This window comes from Bradyrhizobium sp. RDM12, from assembly GCF_051917485.1.
Lineage (GTDB): Bacteria > Pseudomonadota > Alphaproteobacteria > Rhizobiales > Xanthobacteraceae > Bradyrhizobium.
Genome location: NZ_CM133064.1, coordinates 1131991 through 1155427, shown reverse-complemented (window position 1 = coordinate 1155427; position 23437 = coordinate 1131991). Strand labels below are relative to the sequence as shown.

Here is a 23437-nt window from a genome sequence, read left to right as displayed (position 1 = left end):
CAAAAAGCCGGTCATTCCGGGCGCAGGACCAGCTGGGTTGAACCTCGCGCGGGGGCGGGGCACCAACCGGGATATGAGGAGAGCTTTGCGATGCTTTCGAAACGCTGCCTGGCCGTTCTTCTTGCCGTCCTGGCCGTCGTTCTGCCGGTCGCAGCCACCCCGGCGCGCGCGATGGTCTGCATGGACAAATCCATGACGCTGGACGAGGTCGCCGACACCATCAGCGCGCAGAAGAGCTGTGAAAGCGCGATGAAGGTTTTCAGGGATTGCGAACTGACCGCAAGCGGCGACGTCCAACTCGGTGCTGCCGTCGAGAAGAAATGCGAGGCGGATTTCAAACCCGGCCTCAACGCCGCGCAGGCACGGGCCTACAAACGCGAGATGCGCGTATGCGACGGCAAGTACCGGAACAAGTCCGGCACCATGTATCTCTCGTTTACGGCATTCTGCCGGGCGGAGGTCGCCCGGCGTTACTCGCAACGCGCGCTGAAGGCCGCGGGCCGGAAGGCCCGCTAGCGCAAGCCTCAGGCTGCGAGCGCGGCTTTGGCCTTCTCGGCGATCGCCTGGAACGACGCGGGCTCGTGGATCGCGAGATCCGACAGCACCTTGCGGTCCACGGTGATGCCCGACTTGGCGAGACCGTCGATAAATCGGCTGTAGGTCAGGCCGAACGGACGGACGGCAGCGTTGAGACGCTGGATCCAGAGCGCGCGGAACGTGCGCTTCTTGCGCTTGCGATCACGGAAGGCGTACTGCTGGGCCTTCTCCACGGCCGGCTTGGCGGCGCGGATGGTGTTCTTGCGGCGGCCGTAGAAACCCTTGGCGGCCTTGTAGACTTTCTTGTGCTTGGCGTGGGCGGTCACACCGCGTTTGACGCGAGACATGACAAATATCCTTCAGAGATGACTTAGGTTTCGGATCGCTGCGCGAGGCGCAGCAGAGTTGGCAATGATCTTGGACGATCCCTGGACGCGATCAGGCGTTCGGCAAGAAGTACTTCTTGACGTTGTCGCCGTCGGTCTTGAACAGCACGGCGGTGCCGCGGAGCTGACGGATCTGCTTCTTCGTCCGCTTGATCATGCCGTGACGCTTGCCGCGATGGGCGAACATCACTTTGCCGGTGGCAGTCACCTTGAAGCGCTTTTTAGCGCCCGATTTGGTCTTCAGCTTGGGCATTTGGCTCTCCTAATGGCCACAGAATTCCGCCCGCGAAGGCGGCTGGCCGTCAAAAATGCTCGTTAGAGCGTTGATTGTGCTCAGGTTTCGCGAACAAGCGCGAGACCCGCACGAAACACCGCCACGGCAGCCCTTAATCAGCCGGGCGATGAAGGTCGGCCTTATGACAGAGGACGGGCCAATTGGCAACGATGAACCGCCAGAACCTGGCCGGCGACTATTGGGGGTTGCCGCGTCATTGTTCACGTCGTCCCGTCCGGAGCAGGACCAAAATGAGCCGCTTTTCCCAATCGATTTTGTCGGTTTTCGCCCGTCCGCGCCACCTGGCGCTGTTCGCGATGCTCGCTGCCGCTGTCCCGTCGGCTGCCGATGCCCGCGTCGTCAGTTATGACGGGGTCTGGAATGTCACCTTCGCGACCACCCGCGGCAATTGCAGCTCGGGTTACAGCGTGCCCTTCACCGTAACCGGCAGCCGGGTGTCGTCCGCCGGCGGCGGCCGGGTGTCCGGCAGGGTTAATCGTGGCGGTGCCGTCGCGGTGGAAGTGTCGGTCGGCGCTTCGCATGCCAGCGGCGGTGGCCGGCTTGGCGGCGCGGCGGGAGCCGGCTCCTGGAGGGGCATCATCTCTGGCGACCAATGCAGCGGCACCTGGCAGGCAACGCGGACCTGAAAACACAAGCGGCCCGCCGGAAATCCGGACGGGCCGTTGAACTTTCAGTCCTGCAGAGCCGGTGTCAGCGCGGCGCCAGGACCATGACGACCTGACGGCCCTCGAACCGGGCATCCTGCTCGACCTTGGCGAGCTCGGCGACGTCGGTCTTGATCTTGTCCAGCAGCTTGGTGCCGATCTCCTGGTGCGCCATTTCGCGGCCGCGATAGCGCAGGGTGATCTTGACCTTGTCGCCTTCTTCGAAGAACCGCAGCATAGCGCGCATCTTCACGTCATAGTCGTGATCGTCGATCATCGGGCGGAGCTTGATCTCCTTGATCTCGACGGTCTTCTGACGCTTGCGCGCTTCGGCGGCTTTCTTCTGGGCGGAATACTTATACTTCCCGTAGTCCATGATCTTGCAGACGGGAGGGCTGACATTTGGCGAAATCTCGACCAGATCCATGCCGGCTTCCTGGGCCATCTTGATGGCAAGCATCGTCTCGACGGTGCCTTTGTTGTCACCGGTCTGATCGATCAGCTGGATCTGCGCATTGCGAATATCATCATTGATGCGCGGCCCGTCTTTGGCGGCAGGCGCCGGGGCTCTATTGGGACGGCGAATGGGTGGTTCTCCAAAGTTGTGAAAGGAAGCGGCTATTTTGCAGGAAGATGCGGTTGCCGGCAAGCAACTCGCTCCTGCGGGGAGCGAAAAACCCTCAAATGCGAGGCTTTTTGGTCACGCCCGTCGGCACGGTGCTCGACATAGACACCTTGCACCTGTTCCGCAAGCGTCCCAAAGGGTCAATACCAATATAGGGTTGCTTCGCGAATGCGCCCGAACGGCCCAAACCCCACAGCCAGAGTAAACGTTCCATGACCCCAGCAATTCCCGATGCCGTGCTCAACTTCATCGAATTGGGCGAAGGTCCGTCGGCGCGCCGGATCGCGGTGCGCAGCCGCGCCGGACAAGGACCCGGCCTGGTCTGGCTCGGCGGCTTCAAGTCGGACATGCAGGGCGGCAAGGCGGTGGCGCTCGACGGCTGGGCCGGCGAGCACGGCCGCGCCGCGGTCCGGTTCGACTATTCCGGTCATGGCGAATCCAGCGGCGATTTCGCCGACGGGACGATCGGACGCTGGCTCGAGGACAGTATCGCGGTGTTCGAGCGGTTCTGCACCGGTCCGCAGATCCTGATCGGTTCCTCCATGGGCGGGTGGATGGCGCTGCTGCTAGCGCGCGAGATCAAGAAGCGTCCGGGAAAGGCATCGCTCGCCGGCCTGGTGCTGATCGCGCCGGCGCCCGACTTCACGGAAGAGCTGATGTGGAAGACCTTCTCGCCCGAGGTGAAGAAAGAGATCGAGACCAAGGGCTTTTGGCTGCGGCCATCCGAATATGGCGACGGCACGCCCTATCCGATCACGCGCAAGCTGATCGAGGAGGGGCGCAACCATCTCGTGCTCGGCAGTGCCATCGATCTCGGCTGCCCCGTCCGCATCCTTCAAGGCGCCCGGGATCCCGACGTGCCGTGGCAGCATGCGTTTGCACTGACGCATCGCCTGCCGGCCGACGACGTCGTGCTGACCATGATCCAGGACGGCGATCACCGTCTGTCGCGCCCGCAAGACGTCGCGCGCATTCTTGCCGCGGTGGCGGAAATCGGGTGAAAGTTTAATGCTCGCTGTCATTGCCCGCGAAAGCGGGCAATCCAGTAGCCCAGTGACGGCCGTGATAGTACTCGAGAACCCACGGCGTACTGGATGCCCCGCCTTCGCGGGGCATGACGGAGGAGAGGAGGAGAAATGCCAATGACAACCACCACTGCCATGCTGCGCGCCTTCTGTGACGCGGTCGAACAGCGCAACGGCCGCGCCTTTGCGGACCTCTTCACCGAGGACGGCGTCTATCACGACGTGTTCTATGGCGCCTTTGCGGGCCGCGAAAAAATCGCCGCGATGGTCGACGACTTCTTCTATCGCACGGCGACGGAATTCCGCTGGGACATGCATGATCCCGTCAGCAACGGCACCACGCTCTATGCGCGCTACACCTTCAGCTACAAATCGACCCTGCCGGAAGCGAACGGCGCGCGGGCGATGTTCGAGGGCGTTGCGATCATGACGCTGCGCGACGGCAAGATCCTGTCCTATCACGAGGTCGCCAACACCGCGCCGGCGTTCGTCGATCTGAAGTTTGCACCGGAGCGGATTGCGAAGATCGTCGGGAAGCAGGGCGCGGAGCTGAAGGCGCGGCCGGAGATGGCGCGGCACCTGGCGTAGCTGTCATTCCGGCTCGTGCTTCGCACGCCCCGGAACGACCGGGAAAGCCTACGGCGGCGGCTTCGCCATCGGCTTGCGTTGCGCAAGTGCTGCGACCGTCGCGGTGCCGATCGGGCCCTGCTCGTCATAAAGCCAGCATTCGCCGATCGCGACGCCGTCGGTCGCCTGGTGGTTGACCACCTCAAAACCGATCCAGTTCGTCACCGGCAAACGATGCAGATAGATCGTCACGTCGCTGTTGATGTAGCCGAGCCCCTTGTCGCCGGCGTTGGCAAACGGGCTCGCGAAATCGGCGCCGGTGGCGGCGTGGACGAATGGCGTCATCGGCACGCCCGCGACGAGCTCGCGCACCTCGCTCATCCAGAGCCGGCGTGGCCCGAGCGAGCCCATATGGCCGACGATCGGCCGCGTCGTCCATTTGCCGTTCATGCCGAGCCTGGGATCGCTCGGCCTTGGAATATCGTCCGGCTTCGGCGCGTCCCAGTTCGGCGGCGACCAGACATTGCCGTCGGGGTTTTGCGTCCGTCGCAACAGCTGGCACGAGGCGCGCGCCATGCTGACGCCGCCGGAGACAAACTCCGCTTCGATCACGCGGATGCGTAGGCCGTCGCGCACCAGCCGCGTCGTCACCTCGATCGGCTTGTCGATGGTCGGCAGCCGAAACATGTCGACCGTCAACCGCGCCGGCACGAATTCAGGACCGGAATGGCGTTCCTCGATGACGAAACCGAGCAGGCCGATGATGACGCGTCCGTGCAGCGATTTCGATCCCACGGACCGTTGGCGACTTCCGTCGGATGGAATGTGTCGCCGTCGCGGGAGAAGAAAGGCGTGTTTGTCATGACGCGCGACCTTGAAGGAACGGGTGTGGAAATCAAGGGCGGCGCGAGCGCGCACCATGGCTGCAACACAGGTGTCATAGCCGGCTTGACCGGGCAATCCCAGTACTCTGAGAAGGCAGCGATTAAATCGATAGGCTGCGGCGTACTGGATCCGCCGCTTTCGCCGAGGATGACAGCGGGGGTTAGGAGGCGGCGTGCCACTCCTCACGCATGCGGTCGTCGCGCTCATTGCTCATCGCGGCGCTCTTCATCGCGGCAAACTCATCCCGCGACAGCAACTGCCCGAGCGCCCACACCGCAGCCCCGCGCACCAGCGCGCTCATCTCCCAGCAACCGCCGCGCTTCTTCCGCCAGCATCACATCGCCGGAGTTGCCGATCGCAATCAGCACGTTGCGCAAGAAGCGATCGCGACCGATCCGCTTCATCGGCGACTTCGTGAACAGCGCGCGAAACGCGGCATCGTCGAGCCGTGAAAGTTCAGCAAGACCGGGCGCGCGCAGTTCGTCACGTGCGGCGAGCCTGGCTTCACGTCCCTCCTGCGCAAACTTGTTCCAGGGGCACGCCGCGAGGCAATCGTCGCAGCCATAGATGCGGTTGCCGATGGCCTTGCGAAACTCGCGCGGGATCGGTCCCTTGTTCTCGATGGTGAGATAGGAGATGCATCGCCGTGCATCGAGCTTGTAGGGCGCGGGAAACGCTGCGGTGGGGCAGATGTCGAGACAGGCCCGGCACGAGCCGCAATGATCGATCTCGGCGTCGTCGCGCGGCAATTCGAGCGTGGTGTAGATCGCGCCGAGAAACAGCCATGAGCCGAATTCGCGCGAGACCAGATTGGTGTGCTTGCCCTGCCAGCCGAGATGGGCCGCTTGCGCGAGCGGCTTCTCCATCACCGCCGCGGTGTCGACGAACACTTTGACCTCGCAAGTCTTCTCACAAGTCGCCGTCGCGACCAGCCAGCGCGCCAGCGCCTTCAGCCGCTTCTTGATGAGGTCGTGATAATCGTCGCCCTGCGCATAGACCGAGATTGCCGCGCGCGAGCGCTCTCGCAGGATCGCGAGCGGATCCTGGTCGGGGCCGTAATTGACGCCGAACATGATCACGCTGCGCACGTCGGCCCACAGCCCGCGTGGATCGACCCGGCGCTCCGGCTGGTTCGCGAGCCAGTCCATGTCGCCATGACCGCCCGCGGCGATGAATTCGAGAAAATGTCGTCCGGCGTTCTCGATCGTGCCCGGCTCGGTGATGCCGATGCAGTCGAAGCCGAGCGCGCGCGCTTCGCGCGCCAGCGCCGCCTTCAGTTCGGTCGGATCGGAGTTCAGAAATCCAGGTCCACGTAGGTCCGCGACGCCGGCACGCCTGCCAGCCATTCGCTCAGCAGCGGACGGAACGACGGACGGGATTTCACCCGCGCGTACCACGCCTTTGCTGCGTCGTCCTCGCTCCATGGCACGTCGCCCAGATAGTCGATCGCCGAGAGGTGGGCCGCGGCGGCGAGATCCGCGTAAGTTGGCCGGTCGCCGGCGAGGAAGTTACGCGTCTGCGCCAGCCAGCCGATGTAGGCCAGATGATAGCGCACGTTGGCTTTGGCCGCGCGCATCACGTCGGGCGAGGGCGGCCCGCCGCCATTCTCCTCGCTCATGAAGCGCTTGTAGATACGCTCGGTGACCAGCGGATGGGAGACTTCCTCGAAGAATTTTTCGTTGAACCAGGCCATCAGCCGGCGCACCTCGACGCGCTCGGCGATCGCCTCCGGCATCAGGCGCTTGGGGCCCATCTCGGCGCCATAGGCTTCATCGAGATACTCCGCGATGATGGCCGCGCCGGGGATCGGCGGCTGTTCGTCGTCCACCAGCACCGGCGTCGTGCCGGCCGCATTGAGCAGCAGAAATGCCTCGCGCCGTTCCCAGCTGCGCTCCTCCGCCAGCTTCAGTTCGAGCCCGTATTCGCCCGCGATCAGGCGAATGAAACGCGAATGCGGACAGAACGGATGATGAAACAGCGTGAACATGAAGCCTTTGACTATTTGATGGTGCTTAACAATCCATCAATGTTTGTGCAGCGCCACACTAGTCCTTCAAAACCGCGAGGCAAGCACGCGTTAGCGCATTTTGCGATTGCGAGCGAGGGGCGAATAGGCGAGAAGAACCCCGCTTTTCCAGCGGAAATGGACCGTAAATATGTCAGATACAATACGGGCAGTGATCCTTGGCATCATCGAGGGGGTGACCGAGTTCCTTCCCGTTTCCTCGACCGGCCACCTGCTGCTTGCGGAGCGCTTCTTCGGCCTTGGCGAGGGCGCCTTCTGGGATTCATTTACCGTTTTGATCCAGCTCGGCGCGATCCTTGCGATCGTCGTGCTCTACTTCAAGAAACTGTGGGACGTCGCGATCGGCATGTTCACCGGTGATGTCTATGCGCGCCGCTTCGTGATCGGCGTGCTGGTGGCGTTCCTGCCCGCGGTGGTCGTCGGTCTCATCGCCGGCAAATACATCAAGAGCATGCTGTTCAACCCCTGGGTCGTGTGCTTCTCGCTGATCGTCGGCGGCGCCATCCTGTTGTGGGTCGATCGGCTCGATCTCAAGGCGCGCGAACATGACGCCACCAAGTTTCCGCTGCTGATGTATCTCTATATCGGCATCGCCCAGTGCGTTGCGATGATCCCGGGCGTGTCGCGCTCCGGTGCAAGCATCGTTGCCGCGATGTTCCTGGGTGCCGACAAGCGGGCGGCGGCGGAGTTCTCCTTCTTCCTCGCCATCCCGACCATGATCGGCGCGTTCGCCTACGATTTCTACAAGAACCGCTCCGAGATGACGATGGACCACATGGGCATCGTCGCGATCGGCTTCGTTGTGTCGTTCATCACCGCGGTCATCGTGGTGAAGGCGTTCCTGGGATACGTCACCCGCCACGGCTTCGTGGTGTTCGCCTGGTGGCGCGTCATCGTCGGCACGCTCGGCCTGATCGCGCTGGCGCTCGGCCATTAACCTTTGACAATCTGCTGACGAGCCTCAACGCAATATCAGCTTTTGAGCGGTAGGGAGTGTCCGGAGCGGGGTGGCCCGTGGGCGGAGCTGAACGATGACCCTCGTCAGCGGCTGGGGACGCTTCCCGGTCGTCGATAGCGAAGTGCTGCGGCCGCGGTCGTTCGAGGCCGTGGGTGCGGCTGTCGCTGTGACCGGCTCCGTGGCCCGGGGCAATGGCCGCGCCTATGGCGATGCCGCCATCGGCGCCGTCAGGACCATCGCCATGACCGGGTTCGACCGGGTCAGATGGTTCGATCCGGCAACCGGCCGCATCCGGCTTGAAGCCGGCGTGTTGCTGTCCGACCTGATCGACACCTTCGGCCCGCGCGGCTTCCTGCCCTTCGTGGTGCCGGGCACGCGGTTCGTCTCGGTCGGCGGCGCTATCGCGGCAGACGTGCATGGCAAGAACCATCATGGCGAGGGCGGTTTCGGCCGCTATGTCGACAGCATCCTGCTGCGCACCGGGGCCGGCGAGACCATCGAGGTCTCGCGCGAGCAAAATTCGGATGCCTTCTTCGCGAGTGTCGGCGGCATGGGCCTCACCGGCATCATCCTCGAAGCCACGATGCGGCTGCGCCCCGTCGAGACCGGCTGGATCCGCGAGCGGGTGATCTCCGCATCCGATCTCGAGGCCGCGATGCGCGCGCTTGAAGCGAGCGAGTCCGCGACCTATTCGGTGGCGTGGATCGATTGCGTGGCGCGCGGGCGCGATCTCGGCCGCTCGGTGATTTATCTCGGTGAACACGCCCGCGCCGACGAACTTGCTGAGGCCGCCGATCGCTTTCCAGTCGGCAAGAAACCCGGACTCGCGGTGCCCGTCGATCTGCCGGCGATGACGCTCAACCGCTGGAGCCTCCGCGCCTTCAACGAGCTCTACTACCGCATGGGCGCAAGGCGCGCCGGCGGCGACTATGTGGTCTCGCTCTATCCGTATTTCTTCCCGCTCGACAGCATCAGTGACTGGAATCGCATCTACGGACGGCGCGGCTTCCTCCAGCATCAATGCGTCATTCCGGAAGCTGGCGCGCGCGCCACTCTCGGCGAGATCCTCGATCGTGTCTCGAAGCGCGGCGATGCCTCCTTCCTCGCGGTGCTGAAGAAGCTCGGACATGGCGATGGCCTGCTGTCGTTTCCGCTGCCGGGCTACACGCTGGCGCTGGATTTCCCGGTGAAGGGCGACATCCTGTACTTCCTCGACGAGATCGACCGCCTCGTCGTCGCGGCCGGCGGGCGGCTTTATCTCGCCAAGGATGCGCGGCAGTCGCGCGCGACGTTCGAGGCCGGTTACCCCGCGCTGTCGCGCTTCAACGCGATCCGCAAATCGCTCGATCCCGCCAAAAACATCCGCTCCAAACTCTCACAACGCCTGTTCGACGAGGTTTAAGCCGTGACATCACGCAAGACCGTTCTGGTGCTCGGTGCCTCCTCCGATATCGGCCGCGCCGCGGCACGCGCCTTTGCCAAAGCCGGCTACGATGTCGGTCTCGCCGGCCGCGATGACGCTGCGCTGGAGCCCGACGCCGCCGATCTGCGCGCGCGCTACAGCGTCGAAGCGAGCGCGTGGAGATTCGACGTGCTCGACACCGCCTCGTTCGATGGCTTTGTCGCGGGCCTTCCTGTGTTGCCGGACGTCGTCGTCTCGATCGTCGGTCTCCTCGGCGTCCAGCAAAACGCCGAGAGCGATCTCGCGCACGCCACCACGATCATGCGCTCGAACTACGAGGGACCGTCGCTGATCCTCGGCCTGTTCGCCGAAAAATTCCTGGCGTGCGGCAATGGCACGATTGTCGGGGTGTCGTCGGTGGCAGGCGATCGCGGCCGCGCCTCGAACTATGTCTACGGCTCGGCCAAAGCCGGCTTCTCCGCCTTCCTGTCCGGCTTGCGCGCCCGCGCCAGCCGCGGCGGCGTGCAAGTCGTCACGGTGAAACCCGGTTTCGTGCGCACCAAAATGACGGAAGGCATGAAGCTGATCGGCCCGCTCACCGTCGATGCGCCTGTGGTGGGCGATGCGATCCTTGCAGCCGTCGAGAAGAAGACCGACGTCGTCTATGTCAGCGGCAAATGGCGTCTCGTGATGCTCATCATCAAGACGCTGCCGGAGGCGGTGTTCAAGAAATTGAAGTTTTGAAGTCAGCAGCCGCACCGATGGTGCGCTCCTCGCCCGCTTGCGGGAGAGGGCTGGGGAGAGGGTGTATCCGCAGAGAGACTCCCGATGAGGAGAAAGCCCTCCCCGGATCGCAAGAGCGATCCGACCTCTCCTGCAAGCGCTTGGGGGAGAGGTAAGCAAATCTCACGCGCTCTTGCGCTGGAACTGGCCGGCGGCGCGAAAGCGCCAGAGGTACTGCGGGGCGATCGCTTCCAGCGAATCGGGGGTGATGCCGAGCCCTTCCAGCGTCAGGCCGGCCGCCTTGGCCGCGTCCGACACCACGTTGTCGCGCTCGAGCAGCGTGACCTGGTCCGGCGTCAGCTTCAGCGCGCCCGGGGCAAATTGCAGGAAGGCGGCCTCGAGGCGGGCGAGGCCGAACGACAGCGGCACCAGCATCGGCTTGCGATCGGCAATAGCGACGATGGCCTCGATGATCTCGCGCATGGTCAGGACCTCCGGGCCGCCGAGCTCGTAGGTCGCACCCGCCTTGGCCTTGCCGTCGACGGCATCGGCGATGGCTGTGGCGACGTCGCCGACATAGACCGGCTGCATCCGGGTACTCCCGCCGATCAGCGGCAGCACCGGCGACATCCGCGCCAGCGCCGCAAAGCGGTTGGTGAACTGGTCCTCGGGGCCCAACATAACGGAGGGGCGGAAGATCGTGGCTGACGGCACGGCCGCCGTCACCGCGGCCTCGCCGGCTGCCTTGGCCCTGGCATAGCGCGAGGGCGATTCGGCATCGGCGCCGATCGCGGAGACGTGGATCAGCCTTGCGCCGACGGCGGCGGCCGCCTTGGCGACGGTCTCGGCGCCCTTGGCCTGGACGGCGTCAAAGGTCTGCCCGCCGCCCTCGGTGAGAATGCCGACCAGATTGATCACGACGTTCGAATCACGCACCGCCGCCTCGACCGAGGCGGATAGCGCAGATTGGCCTGGATGGTGTGGACCTGCCCGACCTTGCCCGAGGGCTGGAGGTATCCGGCCAGTTCCGGTCGCCGTACCGCGACCCGGATCCGGTAATCCCGCCGGCACAGCGCGCGGACGACATTCCGGCCCAAAAACCCGGATCCGCCGAAAACCGTGACAAGAGTGTCCAGATCTGATGCCATGAGATCTATTCCTGGGGTCCATTCTAGAGCATTGTCAGGCTTGTATCGGCCCGGTTTGCAATGCGCAATCGGCAAGCCGAACCATGAATTGACAACCGCGTCACTGAACCGTAGTAACCGCCTCCGTGCCCCAAACGGCATGCCCAGGTGGTGGAATTGGTAGACGCGCTGGCTTCAGGTGCCAGTGGCTTAACGGCCGTGAAGGTTCGAGTCCTTTCTGGGCACCATCGCTCTGCGATGTCGTTGAATTCGCTGAAGCCCCTGTTATCGAAGGGTGATCGACCGTCTCAACTGGTACACAGAGACGGTACACATGCTTCTGCGAATGACCTCTCCTATCCGCCGCGACGGCTCCTCCGTTTACTACCTCCGAACGCGTTCCCGTGGGGGACGAGACGGCGACGGCGAAGGTGGGTGCTGCCGGCATGATCAAGGTGTCGCTCCGCACTCACGATCTTCGGAAGGCCAAGGCGCGGCAGGCCAAAGGCGCTCGCCGCCGGTCGCTCAGAGCTATCGCCGATGAATTGCCCCGAGCCGGCGACATGAGCGAAAGCGGAAAGCCCTACGCAGCGACGGCAATTGGACGAATGTTAGGAGAAATCTGATGATGGCACGGTCAGCCCTTTAACGAAATCCTTCACGCGCAGGCGGCTGCGGTGATCCGCTCGCGGCTCTTCGCCCGAAGGATTGAGCCCGCGAAAATATGTCTTCTGCCACCGTTGCTGGGTTGCTTCCGAGCTCGGCTGCTGCAGGTCGGCGTTGAAGGCGCTGCGGCCTTCGGACCACAATTTGAACTCGCGCTCGAGGTCCGGCGCGTTTGACAGCGGCATAACCTCCGGCGTGATCCGCTCGAGCGCTCCGCGTTCAACCGGAAAGACGTGACAATACGGTTCTCCCCGCTCAAATCGAATCTTGGTATTTGATCGCGTGAATCGCCAGTTCATCGTGAACGTATATGGCGACCAATCCGTCTCGATCACTCCGCTGAGCGGCGCGATCGCATCTTTCGGCCTGTTGATGGGGCCCGTCACGAAGAGATCGAAACCGGGGTCGGTGCGGAACAGGCAGGGCACATGGAAGGTCAAGATCCCATGTCCGAAGTGACTCGATGCCGGCGCATGTGTGCCGAGATCCGGCTTGATCCGAACTGTCTCCTTGAGGTTGAGCCCGTCCCATCGTGCCGAGAATCCCGACGGGCAGAGCAACTCCCAGCCATGAGCATTTGCAATGTTGAGCGGCAAGCAGCGATAGGCGAACCGCTGGTCGCTGGCGTCCATCCAGTCGCGTTCGAGCGGAGCAGGACGGATGTCTATCTCATGTCCGTCGAGCGTATAGGCAACAAGCTTCGGCATCGGTCCAACCACTGTCTCACTGCGAGAACCAGCCGGCAGCTCCATTTGGCGCCCCGGCGAACTTGTAGCTCAACCCTACGCGAACGACATCCTCGGTCAATTTGGCCGAGTGTGTCCATGCGAATGGGCTTAGCGCACCGACATTCTGTGGTGCCGGGACGCTGCGATCGCCGAGGTCGACGTGAAGATATTCGAACTTTGCCGTCCATGGGCCGCTGACAACGGTTTCCCAGCCGAGGCCCGCAGTCCAGCCAGGCTTCACGCGCGAATCGGCCCCCGCAAATCGAAAACCGGAGAAGCCGGGGAAATCCGTCGCGGTGGCAAAGGCGTACTCCGCGTACGCCAAGCCTGCGGTCACGTAGAGCATGTTCGAGGGCGTTGCCAGGAACCCCAGGCGTCCGCGCACGGTGCCGAGATAGTTCGATCGGAAGCTGTTCTCCCAGGTGTTGGTGACTCCCGGCGCCAGAGGGAATGGTCCGCGCAGCTCCGATGAATGCAGATCGGTGTAGTTGAAATCCGTTTCGAGCCCGACGACCGTCTTGCCGCACTGTACATTGCAGGAGGTCCGCCGGCCGTAGCCCCGCCTTTGCGTTGCGCAGCGTTCGAACTCGCCTGCTGGGCCGCCAGCTCGGGAAGAGTTCCGGTGGTCTGCGCAAACTCGACGATGGCTCCATTCGGCGCCGAAGAGAATTCAGCTTTGGCCGAATCATAGCCGGCGTTCACACTGATGCTGCAGCCGGTCCAGCTATACGGCAGGACCGGCTTGGCCTTGACCGGCATGTAGGCAGCAAACGCGGAACTCGCCTCGTCGAACCGCATTCGGAAATGCGCCTTCGCCTCCCACGCATCGATCCCGGGCGTGAAGAACGACAGATAGCCGCCCGACAGCCAGAACTCGGCCTGGGACCCGAGCCGGGCCCGGACGCCGCCGCGCAATTGCCCGTGCAACCGCGTGAGTTCGACATCCGTGCCGTCGATGGTTGTGATGGTATTGACCAGCTGTTGGGTGTCGTACCGCAACGTGGCCTGGACGAACGGCTGCAGCAGAAATTGGGAATCAAGCGCAAAATCCCGGTTGAGCTCCACCGAGCCTTCCACGTGACCCCAGCTATAGGCTTGGCCCGGGATCGGGAATCCCTGACCGCTTGTGACAGCCGAGACATCGTCGTGAGCATGAAACACCGTGAACCGGGGCAGGACACGCATCCAGGGCGTATCGATGATCTGGGTGATGCTCGAGGACAGGAAGACGCGGTTGACGGGCATGTTGGCGCCATGCCCGAAGGCATCGAAGGCGCGATCCAGCCGCACGTAGCCGGCCCACGCATCAAACAGCGTCGTCGGGCTGATGAGCCATCCCAGATAGGGACCGCCCCCGATTCCCGACTCGTAGAGCGAGGCATTCAGCCCGTCATACGTGACCTTGGTGCTCTCCGGATTGAAAGCAAAGCCCACAAGGAGGTCCGGGTTGACACGATAGTCTAGCCCATACGTCAACTCCGACAACGTGCCTTGCGACGTGAGCCCGACGGTCCGGTCGGTGAAGTTGACCTGGCGCGGCGTGACCCACGCGTGCCAGCCGTTGCCCATCGATGCCGAGGTCGGACTGGTGGCGATACTCGCGTACTGGTTGAACCCGGCCAGGATCGCGTCCGAGATGAAGTAGCTGCGCGCAAAATCCGTCCCCAATGCGCGGGCGAGATTCGCGTGCGGCACCGGCATGGGTGGCGGAGGGGGAGGCGGTCCGGGTGGCGGTGGCGGAGGTGGCGGCGGCCCGGGTGGTGGCGGCGGCGGTGGTCCCGGTGGAGGTGGCGGGGGAGGTGGAGGTGGTGGCGGCGACGGCGGTACCGGCGGGAATACCGGGAATGGCGTAGGTATCACATGCGGTGGAGGTGGTGGCGGCCCTGGTGGCGGCGGTCCCGGCGGTGGTGGCGGCGGTGGCGGTGATATGGAGCACAGCTGGTTGGTGAATGCATTGACCTCGTTCGAGACGGACTTTTCGCCAAGCAGCGGCCCCAGGACACTGCCATAGGCCCTGAACTTTTCATGATCATCGAACGACGGCGGAAATACCTCGATGGCCGTTTCCGTTTGCAGGTCGAGGAAGGTCGGGCCGCCCGTGAGCGTTCCGCTCTTGCTGAAGCGCCACATGAAAGCAGTCTGCGGGTCGCCCTGCACGCTGCTCGCATTGATGCAGTAGTCATTGGTTGCAGAGCGATAACCGTCGAATCCCAGATGGATCCTGTCCGCCGCAACTGCAGTATGTCCGTAGGCGACCGTTGCAACTGTTCCCAATAGAAGCGAGCGGAACCGCCACAGGCCGGCGGCCGACCGCTGCGGGTCAGATGTGACCGGATCTCTAGCGGGCTCAGTGGGGATAAAGTCCGGTTGTGTCCGCGACACATCCATCCGCGCTCTCCAAAGCCAGCCCCCACTTCATCCTATGAGTAGGTGTGAAATTGTCAGGCGCGAAATTGCGAGCCGAGGGATTACTACCGGAAATAGTTTTCAGATGTTGTCCTGCAGCAACAGTTCGATGCAATTGTCGATAATCTCCAATTGCGCCAACCGGGCCGGCCCTTCTCTCAGACCACGCTTCTCCCCGCCTGCTCCGCTACCGATTTCTGCACAAAATACATCGCGACCAGCGTGATGATCGTCGTGGTGACGACGACGTAGCCGATCCGTTCGAAATGCAGCAGCGAACCGTCGGGTTGTTGCGAGATGATCGCGGCGGCAAGCACCGAGCCGAGCCCGCCGGAGAGCTGCTGGAGCGAGGCGCTGACCGCGCTGAACGAGCCGCGCTGGCTCTGATCGGGGATCGCCGATATCAGCGCCTGCGACGGGATCATGCGCGAGAAGATGCCGACGAACATCAGCACGTTGACGACGATCGCGGTCACCAGCGAGACGTGGCCGAGATGGGTGTAGATCAGCACCATGACGGCGGTCAGCGCGCAGCCGAACACGAAGGTCGGGTACTTGCCGAAGGCGTCGCTGGCGCGGCCGACCAGCGGTCCCGTGACGATGCTGAACAGGCCGGAGACCAGATAGATCGTCGGCAGATGCACGATGTCGATGCCGATATTGTTCACGGTGAAGGCGCTGGAATACGGCATCAGCATGTAGCCGCCCGTCGCCAGCAATGTCGTGACCGAGAAAGCCAGCGTGTAACGCGGCTCGGCGATGGTCGCGATGAGATGATGGAACGGGTTCTTGTCCTGCTTCAGCTTCAGATGCGCATCGACCGGCTCCATGGCGAAGGCGATGATGGCGATCGCCAGGATCGACAGGCCGATGATCGCAAAGAAGCAGACATGCCAGCTCCAGTGACTGGCGAGAAACAGTCCGGCCGGAACGCCCAGCACCTGACTGGCGGCGAACGCCGTCTGCACGAAGCCCATCACGCGGCCGCGTAAATGCAGCGAAAACAGATCGGTGACGATGGCGAGCACGATCGAGCCGATCACGCCGCCGAACAATCCGGTCACGATCCGCCCGAGCAGCAGCACGTGATAGGTCTGCGCCAGCGCACAGAGCAACGTTCCGAGCGTGAAGCCGACATAGAAGAACAGCAGCAGCCGCTTGCGATCGAAGCGGTCGGCAAAGCCGGCGGCCAGGATGCCGGAAAGGCCGGCGCTGAACGCATAGGCGGACACCGCGACGCCGAATTGCCCGGCGGTGATGTCGAGCGAGGGCATCAGGATGGCGCCGAGCGGCGACATGATGATGAAGTCGAGGATGATCGTGAACTGAGCGAACGCGAGCAGCGCCACCAGAAGTGACTGGTAGCGCGAGAAGCCGCGCTGGCGTTGCTGTTGATCGTCGATCGGCGCGGCGAGCGTCTGGTCTGTCATGGCACCTGATGCGTGTGGGAAGCTGGCCTCAGATAGGGTCGGCGGGGGCGATTTCCACGGGCGCGAGCCTCGAGTTCCGCTGGTATATCGAGCGCGCGCCGGATTGTGGGATCCCGGCAACACGCCCGGCGGCGGACTCTCTCAGCCGCCGTTCGTCCGGCCGAATTAAGCCGGCCTTAGCGAATGCTCCCTAGGCTCGCGGCCGTCCATTTTCCTGCTCCCCGGCCTCTCCAGCCCTTGGGCCGGCCGTGTCGCGGTCAGTCAGAGCGTTTTCGAATGGAGCAGCCCGTCAGGCAGTACGATCGGAGCGAGGCCGCGCCGCAGGCCATTGCTGCGCCCGCGCGCACACTCGTCGTCGATCTCGAAGGCGCGCTGCTGCGCTCGGAGCTGCTGCTGGAGGCGCTGTTCTCGAGCCCCGCGCGCATGCTGGCCCGCTTCGGCGCGGGGGGGCGCGCCGGCATGGCGGCGCTCACGGATATTCTGGCGCGCGCCGAGCTCGACTACGCGCAGCTTCCCTATGATGCCGATGTGCTGAACCAGGCGCTGGTGGCGCGGGCGCGCGGCGCCAGGATTTTCCTGGTCGCCGGCCGCTTCGCCGATCATGCCGCGGGCATCGCCGGGCATCTCGGTTTTGACGGCGTCGTGACGCCGGCCGAGCTTGCTGCGGGCGATCGTCTGCCGTTCGATCACACCTCCGTCGAGCGCATCGACGCGCGCGTCGCAACCAGAGCCAGCCTGAAGACCTGGACGAAGGCGCTGCGGGTCTATCAATACGCCAAGAACACGCTGGTGTTCGTGCCTGTCATCACGGCGCATCAGATGAATGTCGCCACGCTCGGCACCACGCTGCTGGCGTTCCTGGCGTTCTCGGCCTGTGCGTCGGGCGCCTATCTGATGAACGATCTGCTCGACCTCGCCGCCGACCGCCAGCATCCGACCAAGCGCCATCGCGCGCTCGCGGCCGGCGACTTGCCGATCTCCTCGGCGCTATCGGCGATTCCTGTGCTGTGGCTGTTTGCCGTCGCCGCCAGCCTCTGCATCTCCCCAACCTTCCTCGGCGTGCTCGCCGCCTATCTCGCCACCACCATCGCCTATTCGCTCGTGCTCAAGCGCAAGATGCTGGTCGATGTCGTCACGCTCGCCGGGCTCTACTCCTTGCGCATCGGTGCGGGCGCGGTCGCGGCCGGCGTCGTGCTGTCGGAATGGCTGATGGTGTTCTCGCTGTTCGTGTTCACCTCGCTGGCGCTGATCAAGCGCTTCAGCGAGCTCAGCATGCGCCAGGGTGAAGGCCTTACCGATCCCTCCAACCGCGACTACCGCATCAGCGATCTGCACGTCATCGCCGCGATGGCGGCGGCGAGCGCGATGAATGCGGTGACGGTGTTCGCGCTCTACGTCTCGTCCTCCGCGGTGACGCCGCTCTACAGCCGTCCCTGGATGCTGTGGCTGCTCGCGCCCCTGCTGCTCTATTGGTTCGGCCGCGCCCTGATGATCGCGCATCGCCGCGAGATGCCCGACGATCCCATCATCTACGCCTTCCGGGACGGCGCGAGCCGGACCACCGTGGCGGCGATGGTCTGCATCATGCTGGCGGCGATCTGACTGTGCGGCCCGTATCCGCGCTTGCGCAGCTCCCCTGCAGTGGATACATCGCGGGCCATCCGATGAGCTTATGATATCGACGCGACCGATTCGATTGAGGGTTTGAAACGCCATGACCGTACGCCTGCATCGCGGCGACCTGCCTGACCTCACCCGCTACACCGGCGCGGTGGCGATCGACACCGAGACCATGGGGTTGAACCCGCACCGCGACCGGCTCTGCGTGGTCCAGCTCTCGCCCGGCGACGGCAGCGCCGACGTGGTGCAGATCCCCAAAGGCCACACCGACGCACCGAACCTGAAGGCGCTGCTCGCCAATCCCGCCATCACGAAAATCTTCCATTTCGCCCGGTTCGACGTCGCGGTGCTGTACCAGAGCTTCGGCGTGATGACCGGGCCGATCTACTGCACCAAGATCGCCTCGCGCCTGGCCCGCACCTATACCGACCGCCATGGCCTCAAGGACCTCGTCCGCGAGGTGCTCAATGTCGACCTCTCCAAGCAGCAGCAGTCCAGCGACTGGGGTTCCGACAGCCTGACCGAGCCGCAGCTCGCCTACGCCGCATCGGACGTGCTGCACCTGCATGCGTTACGCGAGCGGCTCGACGCCATGCTGGTGCGGAGGGCCGCACCCAGCTGGCAAAAGCCTGTTTCGACTTCCTGCCGACCCGCGCCCTGCTCGACCTCCAGGGCTGGGAGGAAGAGGACATTTTCGCGCATTCCTGAGCCCGTGAGCGGCGCACAGGTTCAGGCTGCCGCCCCGTTTCGGACACTTTCGTAACGGCCTGTCCCAGGCTGCTATGCCCAAGGCTGCCTGTTCCAAAAGGCTGCGTATTCGAAGGCTGCATATTCCTGAGGTCGCGGGTACAATGAGGCGCCCTCGATTGGAGCCTTCTGACCAGGCAAGCGATGCCCCCGGAGCAGCGGTGAACTCGGCCCAGTTTCCAACCTACGACGCCGCGCTTGCGGCGAAGTTTGCCCGCGCGGCGCGCCACAGCCGCCTGGTGCGGATTCTGCGCATCGCGGTGCCGGCGACGGTGATTCTGGCCATGGCCTCGATCGTCGCGGTCTCGACCTTTCTCAACCCCTTCAGCATGATCCCCGTGAAGGTCGATTCCGGAAACACGGTGGTGACGGGCACCAGGATCACGATGGAATCGCCGCATTTGTCCGGCTTCACGCCGGACCAGCGGCCCTACGAGCTCTGGGCCAAGACCGCAACGCAGGACATCACCGACCCCGACCATGTCGATCTCAATGACCTCAAGGCAAAGGTGCTGATGGAAGACCAGTCGACCCTGTTTCTGGATGCCCGCACCGGCCGCTTCGACAACAAGCAGCAGCAGCTCGATCTGCACAAGGACATCTTCCTGCGCACCTCGACCGGCTACGAGGCGCGGTTGAACTCCGCTTTCGTCGACATGAACAAGGGCACGGTCTCCTCCGATGACCATGTCGACGTCAAGCTGACCAACGGCACGGTGACCGCCGACCGGCTGCGCATCACGGAGGGCGGCGACGTCATCCGCTTCGAAGGCAATGTCGTGATGCATCTGGACAAGATCAGCACGGATGACCCGGCGCCCGCGCCGGTCGAGCAGCCCGCGCCCGCGCCTGCGAAGTCCAAGAACAAATCTGCGAACTCAAAGTGATTTTCATGGCTGATTTTTTTCCGCGCAACGACAGCAAGCGTCGCGCCATCGTCGCAGCGATCGCGCTTGGCGGCGCTGCGCTGATGGCGGCCGGTGCAGCCGTCGCGCAAAGCACGATGCAAGGCGTGCCCAATGCGATGCAGGGCTTTTCGCAGAACCGCGATCAGCCGATCCAGATCGAGGCGGCGTCGCTCGAGATGCGCGACAAGAAGAAGGAAGCGACCTTCGCCGGCAATGTGAAGGTGGTGCAGGGCGACACCACCATGACCTCGAAGACGCTGGTGGTGTTCTACGAATCGAGCAGCGACAAGGCCGCCGCCCCGCAGTCTGCGCCGGCCCAATCCGCTTCTGCAAAAGCCCAGAAGGCGGCGCCGATGCAATCGGCGACACCGGGGCCGGGCGGCGCCTCCTCGATCAAGCGGCTGGAAGCGCGCGGCAATGTCGTCGTCACCCAGAAGGACCAGGTGGTGACCGGCGAGACCGCGGTGTTCGATACCAAGACGAACCTCATCACCATGCTCGGCGGCTCCGGCGGCCAGGTGGTGCTGACGCAGTGCCAGAACGTGCTGCGCGGCGACAAATTGATGGTCGACATGACCACCGGCGTCTCCCGGGTGGAATCCGACAGCGGCAAGGTGCAGGGCCTGTTCATCCAGTCCCAGGGCGGCGCGAACGGCAAATGCGGAACGCCGGTCGCCCCGGGCGCCGGCTCGCCGCTGCAATTGCCCGGTTCAGGTAAACAAAAGTAAATTCAAGAACTTGGCTCGGGTGCGGCCGATCCGAGGTTGAAGCTTGGCCGGCGAGACTGTATCTAGCGCGCGGGGCTTTCGAAGCGGGGTCCGCCGCTTTTCGGGCGTGTTTCACTGGGCATGAGACATCCCTTCATTCATGCTGCGTCGGCGAAGCGAGCGGCCGGCGCGGCAGGCCGTGCGAGCACCGCGCAGGATCCGTAGAGAAGGCGGGGATGGTCGATCTCTTCAGCATATTCCGTCGGCGCCCCGCCAAGCGCGGCCGGCCAGGATTTGCCCGTCAGGACATCACTGCGCTCGGTGACAGCGTCGGCGGCCTGGTGGCGAGCCAGGTGCGGGACGCGCCGCCGATTGCCCGTGAGCAGCCCATGCAGGCCGCGGACCCCTATGGCATCGAGGCCCCGCCCCGGCCGCGTCCGGCGGCCGCTCAACCGCCCAAAGCCAGATCCAGCGCGAAGCCCGCGACCAGGTCCAACGGCACGGGCGGACCGCAGCCGCTGCGCCGGCCGGGCTTCCTGGCTGTGCATAGCGTGGAAAAGAGTTTTGGCAGCCGCCAGGTCGTGCGCGGCGTCAGCATCTATGTGCGGCGCGGCGAAGCGGTCGGCCTGCTCGGTCCGAACGGCGCCGGCAAGACCACCGTATTCTACATGATCACCGGCCTGATCAAGGCCGATCGCGGCGCGATCGAACTCGACGGCCACGACGTCACCAAGCTGCCGATGTATCAGCGCGCGCGGCTCGGCATCGGCTATCTGCCGCAGGAAGCCTCGATCTTCCGCGGCCTCACCGTCGAGCAGAACATCCGCGCCGTGCTCGAAGTGGTCGAGCCCTCGCGCAAGAAGCGCGAGCAGCAGCTCGATTCCCTGCTCGACGAATTCAACATCACGCGGCTGCGGAAATCGCCGTCGATCGCGCTATCCGGCGGTGAGCGCCGCCGCGTCGAGATCGCGCGCGCGCTGGCAACGCGTCCGAACTACATGCTGCTCGACGAGCCCTTCGCCGGCATCGATCCGATTGCGGTCGGCGACATTCAGGACCTCGTTCGCCATCTCACCAATCGCGGCATCGGCGTGCTGATCACCGACCACAATGTGCGCGAGACGCTCGGCCTCACCGACCGCGCCTATATCGTCTATGCCGGTGAAATCCTGACGGAGGGGAGCCCGGACGAGATCGTCGCCGATCCGGATGTTCGCCGCCTTTACCTTGGCGAGGAATTCCGCCTCTAGCCCTTTTTTCCATTTCGTCAAGGCGTGTACATCGGGCCAGGACTAAGATAAGCAAGAATCGGACCAATTTTCGGGAACGGTTCTTGTTAGATGGCGCTTACGCAGAGATTAGAGTTCCGGCAATCGCAGTCGCTAGTCATGACGCCGCAGCTGATGCAGGCGATCAAGCTGCTGCAATTGTCCAATCTCGATCTCACCACCTTCGTGGAAGAGGAACTCGAGCGTAATCCCCTGCTGGAGCGGGCCAATGACGAGGCCCCCGGCGGCGAGGCCCCGGCCGAGGCCGCCCAGTTCAGCGACAACGATGGCGATGATTCAGGAAGTCAAGGTGCCGATGACGGTTTTGGCGGCAACGGCAACGCCTTCGAGCCCGGCCAGGAAGAATGGATGAGCAAGGATCTCGGCACCCGCGCCGAGATCGAGCAGACCCTGGACACCGGCCTGGACAACGTGTTCTCCGAGGAGCCCGCCGAGGCGGCGGCGCGCAACGCCCAGGACGCCGCGCCGACCACCTACACGGAATGGGGCGGCGGTGCCTCCGGCGACGAGGACTACAATCTCGAAGCCTTCGTCGCGGCGGAAACCACGCTCGGCGACCACCTCGCCGAGCAGCTCTCGGTCGCCTTCACCGGTGCGGCGCAGCGCATGATCGGGCAGTATCTGATCGACCTCGTCGACGAGGCCGGCTATCTGCCGCCGGATCTCGGGCAGGCCGCCGAACGGCTTGGCGCGTCGCAAGCCGAGGTCGATGGTGTTCTTGCCGTGTTGCAGAAATTCGATCCGCCCGGCGTCTGCGCGCGCAATTTGAGCGAATGCCTGGCGATCCAGCTCCGTGAGCTCGACCGCTACGATCCGGCGATGCAGGCGCTGGTGGAGCATCTCGACCTCCTTGCCAAGCGTGACATCGCAGGTCTGCGCAAGATTTGCGGCGTCGACGACGAGGACATCGCCGACATGATCGGCGAGATTCGCCGCCTCAATCCCAAGCCCGGCATGAAGTTCGGCTCGGTGCGCATGCAGACCATGGTGCCGGACGTCTATGTCCGGCCGGGTCCGGATGGCGGCTGGCACGTCGAGCTCAACAGCGACACCTTGCCGCGCGTGCTCGTGAACCAGACCTACTATTCCGAGCTGTCGAAGAAGAAGGGCAAGGACGGCGACAAGTCGTATTTCACCGACGCGCTGCAGAACGCGACCTGGCTGGTGCGCGCGCTCGACCAGCGCGCCCGCACCATCCTGAAAGTCGCGACCGAGATCGTGCGCCAGCAGGACGGCTTCTTTACCCACGGTGTCGCGCATCTGCGGCCGCTGAATCTGAAGGCCGTCGCCGACGCGATCCAGATGCATGAATCCACGGTGTCGCGCGTCACCGCCAACAAATACATGGCGACAAATCGCGGCACATTCGAGTTGAAATATTTCTTCACGGCCTCGATTGCCTCGGCCGATGGCGGCGAGGCGCATTCCGCAGAAGCCGTGCGCCACCACATCAAGCAGCTGATCGATTCGGAAGCTCCCGCCGCGATCCTGTCGGATGACACCATCGTGGAACGGTTGCGCGCCTCGGGCATTGATATTGCCCGCCGCACGGTCGCGAAGTACCGCGAAGCCATGCGCATTCCGTCCTCGGTGCAACGCCGTCGTGACAAGCAGAGCGCTCTTGGTAACGTCCTTTCCACCGCAATGCCCGATCGCTCCCGCAACACGGAACCGGCCTGATTGCGCTGGCGCAAAATCGCGCTACTCTCATTCTCCCTATCGCGACCGATCCAAGC

General features: G+C 64.0%; 19 protein-coding genes, 1 tRNA gene and 5 pseudogenes. 14 read left to right on the top strand and 11 right to left on the bottom strand.

All coding sequences use genetic code 11. The features are described 5' to 3' along the window. Window positions 1-90: 90 nt before the first annotated feature. Entirely contained in the window at window positions 91-516 is a 426-nt protein-coding gene (locus ACTGJ9_RS05415) for a hypothetical protein (protein WP_456676231.1), read from the top strand. An 8-nt stretch (window positions 517-524) separates the two neighbouring features. On the opposite strand, the gene rplT is transcribed toward ACTGJ9_RS05415, so the two are convergent. Next, window positions 525-884: a 50S ribosomal protein L20 gene (rplT, locus tag ACTGJ9_RS05410; RefSeq protein WP_014490867.1), complete on the bottom strand. Its 360-nt coding sequence runs from the start codon at window positions 882-884 to the stop codon at window positions 525-527. Between the two features lie 91 nt (window positions 885-975). Further along, complete coding sequence (rpmI, locus tag ACTGJ9_RS05405) at window positions 976-1176, bottom strand: 50S ribosomal protein L35 (protein WP_008143958.1); 201 nt, start codon at window positions 1174-1176, stop codon at window positions 976-978. Between the two features lie 272 nt (window positions 1177-1448). Between rpmI and ACTGJ9_RS05400 the strand changes: the two genes are divergently transcribed. Next, window positions 1449-1844 (top strand): hypothetical protein, encoded by a 396-nt coding sequence (locus tag ACTGJ9_RS05400; RefSeq protein ID WP_456676230.1) that lies wholly within the window; start codon window positions 1449-1451, stop codon window positions 1842-1844. A 64-nt stretch (window positions 1845-1908) separates the two neighbouring features. On the opposite strand, the gene infC is transcribed toward ACTGJ9_RS05400, so the two are convergent. Beyond that, complete coding sequence (infC, locus tag ACTGJ9_RS05395; protein WP_148778009.1) at window positions 1909-2448, bottom strand: translation initiation factor IF-3; 540 nt, start codon at window positions 2446-2448, stop codon at window positions 1909-1911. A 251-nt stretch (window positions 2449-2699) separates the two neighbouring features. Here infC and ACTGJ9_RS05390 point away from each other — a divergent pair, with 251 nt between their 5' ends. Continuing rightward, the gene (locus ACTGJ9_RS05390) at window positions 2700-3488 is read left to right on the top strand and encodes an alpha/beta hydrolase (protein WP_456676229.1); all 789 of its coding nucleotides are present in this window, start codon (window positions 2700-2702) and stop codon (window positions 3486-3488) included. A gap of 141 nt (window positions 3489-3629) precedes the next feature. Further along, a complete protein-coding gene (locus tag ACTGJ9_RS05385; RefSeq protein WP_456676228.1) occupies window positions 3630-4100 on the top strand; it encodes a nuclear transport factor 2 family protein in 471 nt (156 codons plus the stop codon). A 48-nt stretch (window positions 4101-4148) separates the two neighbouring features. Here the strand turns inward: ACTGJ9_RS05385 and ACTGJ9_RS05380 are convergent. From ACTGJ9_RS05380 to ACTGJ9_RS05370, 3 genes and pseudogenes are all read right to left on the bottom strand, one after another. Further along, a pseudogene (locus tag ACTGJ9_RS05380) lies at window positions 4149-4942 on the bottom strand (acyl-CoA thioesterase domain-containing protein). A 182-nt stretch (window positions 4943-5124) separates the two neighbouring features. Further along, a pseudogene (gene queG / locus ACTGJ9_RS05375) lies at window positions 5125-6310 on the bottom strand (tRNA epoxyqueuosine(34) reductase QueG). Further along, complete coding sequence (locus tag ACTGJ9_RS05370) at window positions 6259-6951, bottom strand: glutathione S-transferase family protein (RefSeq protein ID WP_456676227.1); 693 nt, start codon at window positions 6949-6951, stop codon at window positions 6259-6261. Before ACTGJ9_RS05370 ends, queG begins: the two are co-directional and overlap by 52 nt. Before the next feature lie 169 nt (window positions 6952-7120). Here ACTGJ9_RS05370 and ACTGJ9_RS05365 point away from each other — a divergent pair, with 169 nt between their 5' ends. The 3 genes from ACTGJ9_RS05365 to ACTGJ9_RS05355 all read left to right on the top strand — a co-directional run bounded on the left by ACTGJ9_RS05365 (window position 7121) and on the right by ACTGJ9_RS05355 (window position 10094). Next, entirely contained in the window at window positions 7121-7927 is an 807-nt protein-coding gene (locus tag ACTGJ9_RS05365) for an undecaprenyl-diphosphate phosphatase (protein WP_456676226.1), read from the top strand. 94 nt (window positions 7928-8021) lie between these two features. Further along, window positions 8022-9350: an FAD-binding oxidoreductase gene (locus tag ACTGJ9_RS05360; protein WP_456676225.1), complete on the top strand. Its 1329-nt coding sequence runs from the start codon at window positions 8022-8024 to the stop codon at window positions 9348-9350. A 3-nt stretch (window positions 9351-9353) separates the two neighbouring features. Then, on the top strand, window positions 9354-10094 hold the full coding sequence (locus ACTGJ9_RS05355) for an SDR family oxidoreductase (protein WP_456676224.1): 741 nt from the start codon (window positions 9354-9356) through the stop codon (window positions 10092-10094). A 162-nt stretch (window positions 10095-10256) separates the two neighbouring features. Here ACTGJ9_RS05355 and ACTGJ9_RS05350 read toward each other — a convergent pair. Next, window positions 10257-11221 (bottom strand): annotated as a pseudogene (locus ACTGJ9_RS05350) (complex I NDUFA9 subunit family protein). A gap of 141 nt (window positions 11222-11362) precedes the next feature. Between ACTGJ9_RS05350 and ACTGJ9_RS05345 the strand changes: the two are divergent. After that, window positions 11363-11448, top strand: a tRNA-Leu gene (locus ACTGJ9_RS05345). A 363-nt stretch (window positions 11449-11811) separates the two neighbouring features. On the opposite strand, the gene ACTGJ9_RS05340 is transcribed toward ACTGJ9_RS05345, so the two are convergent. The 4 genes and pseudogenes from ACTGJ9_RS05340 to ACTGJ9_RS05325 form a co-directional block, all read right to left on the bottom strand. Next, window positions 11812-12618 (bottom strand): DUF6065 family protein, encoded by an 807-nt coding sequence (locus ACTGJ9_RS05340; protein WP_456676223.1) that lies wholly within the window; start codon window positions 12616-12618, stop codon window positions 11812-11814. Beyond that, window positions 12590-13057 (bottom strand): outer membrane protein, encoded by a 468-nt coding sequence (locus ACTGJ9_RS05335; protein ID WP_456678443.1) that lies wholly within the window; start codon window positions 13055-13057, stop codon window positions 12590-12592. The genes ACTGJ9_RS05340 and ACTGJ9_RS05335 overlap by 29 nt, the downstream gene beginning before the upstream one ends. 455 nt (window positions 13058-13512) lie before the next feature. Then, window positions 13513-14163: pseudogene (locus ACTGJ9_RS05330) on the bottom strand (autotransporter domain-containing protein); the annotation flags it as partial. Between the two features lie 995 nt (window positions 14164-15158). Then, complete coding sequence (locus ACTGJ9_RS05325) at window positions 15159-16430, bottom strand: MFS transporter (protein ID WP_456676222.1); 1272 nt, start codon at window positions 16428-16430, stop codon at window positions 15159-15161. A gap of 276 nt (window positions 16431-16706) precedes the next feature. Between ACTGJ9_RS05325 and ACTGJ9_RS05320 the strand changes: the two genes are divergently transcribed. The 6 genes and pseudogenes from ACTGJ9_RS05320 (at window position 16707) to rpoN (ending at window position 23381) form a co-directional block, all read left to right on the top strand. Beyond that, on the top strand, window positions 16707-18032 hold the full coding sequence (locus ACTGJ9_RS05320) for a UbiA family prenyltransferase (RefSeq protein WP_456676221.1): 1326 nt from the start codon (window positions 16707-16709) through the stop codon (window positions 18030-18032). Window positions 18033-18144: 112 nt separating this feature from the next. Beyond that, window positions 18145-18758, top strand: a pseudogene (locus tag ACTGJ9_RS05315) (ribonuclease D). Window positions 18759-18958: 200 nt separating this feature from the next. Further along, window positions 18959-19684 (top strand): LPS export ABC transporter periplasmic protein LptC, encoded by a 726-nt coding sequence (gene lptC, locus ACTGJ9_RS05310; RefSeq protein WP_456676220.1) that lies wholly within the window; start codon window positions 18959-18961, stop codon window positions 19682-19684. A gap of 5 nt (window positions 19685-19689) precedes the next feature. Beyond that, window positions 19690-20433, top strand: a complete 744-nt coding sequence (locus tag ACTGJ9_RS05305; protein ID WP_456676219.1) for an LptA/OstA family protein — start codon at window positions 19690-19692, stop codon at window positions 20431-20433. Window positions 20434-20648: 215 nt separating this feature from the next. Next, entirely contained in the window at window positions 20649-21662 is a 1014-nt protein-coding gene (lptB, locus tag ACTGJ9_RS05300; RefSeq protein ID WP_456676218.1) for an LPS export ABC transporter ATP-binding protein, read from the top strand. A gap of 90 nt (window positions 21663-21752) precedes the next feature. After that, the gene (rpoN, locus tag ACTGJ9_RS05295) at window positions 21753-23381 is read left to right on the top strand and encodes an RNA polymerase factor sigma-54 (RefSeq protein ID WP_456676217.1); all 1629 of its coding nucleotides are present in this window, start codon (window positions 21753-21755) and stop codon (window positions 23379-23381) included. Window positions 23382-23437 lie beyond the last annotated feature (56 nt).